Origin of the sequence: Xanthomonas albilineans (genome assembly GCF_002939705.1) — a bacterium.
Taxonomy (GTDB): domain Bacteria; phylum Pseudomonadota; class Gammaproteobacteria; order Xanthomonadales; family Xanthomonadaceae; genus Xanthomonas_A; species Xanthomonas_A albilineans.
Window position 1 is genome coordinate 1 of the sequence record NZ_MDCB01000073.1, and the last position, 1,172, is coordinate 1,172.

General features: G+C 67.4%; 1 protein-coding gene. It reads left to right on the forward strand.

Features of this window, described 5'->3' with window-relative positions:
• Positions 1-1,172: amino acid adenylation domain-containing protein (locus XalbCFBP2523_RS15775; RefSeq protein WP_146084147.1), on the forward strand; the 1,172-nt coding region annotated here is incomplete at both ends.

The window sequence follows — 1,172 nt, forward strand, 5'->3', positions numbered from 1 at the left end:
CGCACCGATCTGCTGCCGCAACATCCGGCCTACCTCATCTACACCTCCGGTTCCACCGGCACCCCCAAGGGCGTCGTCATCGCCCATGCCCAGGTCGTGCGCCTGTTGCATGCCACCCGCGCGTGCGTCGCACCGACCGCCCAGGATGTCTGGACCCTGTTCCATTCCTGCGCGTTCGACTTCTCCGTCTGGGAACTGTGGGGCGCGCTGGCCCACGGCGGACGCCTGGTCGTGGTGTCGCAGGACACCGCACGCGATCCCGATGCCTTCCATACCCTGCTGTGCGAGCAGCGCGTCAGCGTGCTCAACCAGACCCCCAGTGCGTTCCAGGCGCTGATCGATGCGCAACAGCGCAGCGACTTGCAGCACCACCTGCGCCTGGTGATCTTCGGCGGCGAAGCCTTGCAACCGTCCAGTGTGTCCGCGTGGTTCACCGCGCATGGTCAGCGCACCACCCTGCTCAACATGTACGGCATCACCGAAACCACCGTACACGTCACCGCCCATGCACTCACCGCGCAGGATGTGCAGCGTCCTGGCAACAGCCCGATCGGCGCACCGCTGGCGGATCTGCGCGCGTATGTGCTGGGACCCGATGGTCAGTGCCTGCCGGTCGGTGTGGCCGGTGAACTGCACGTGGCCGGTGCGGGTCTGGCGCGCGGCTATCTGCATCGCCCAGCACTGACCGCCGAACGTTTCGTCCCCGATCCGTTCGCCGATCAGCCCGGTACGCGCATGTACCGCAGCGGCGATCTGGCGCGCTGGCGCGCCGATGGCACGCTGGAGTATCTGGGCCGCAACGACGAGCAGATCAAACTGCGCGGGTTCCGCATCGAACTGGGCGAAATCCAGGCCGCGCTGCACGCCTGCGACGGTGTGCGGCAGGCGGCGGTCATTGTGCGCGAGGACGATGGCGACAGACGTCTGATCGCCTATGTGGTCGCTGATGCGGTCGCCAGCGCCGAGCAACTGCGCGCCACGTTGGCCGCCCGCCTGCCCGAGCACATGGTCCCGGCGGCTTACGTACAGTTGGATCGGCTCCCGCTGACCCCCAACGGCAAGCTGGATCGCAAGGCATTGCCCGCACCGGATGCCGACGCGCTGGCGACGCAAGCCTACCTCGCCCCAGAAGGCGAACGGGAAACACAGCTCGCCGATCTCTACCGCGAGCT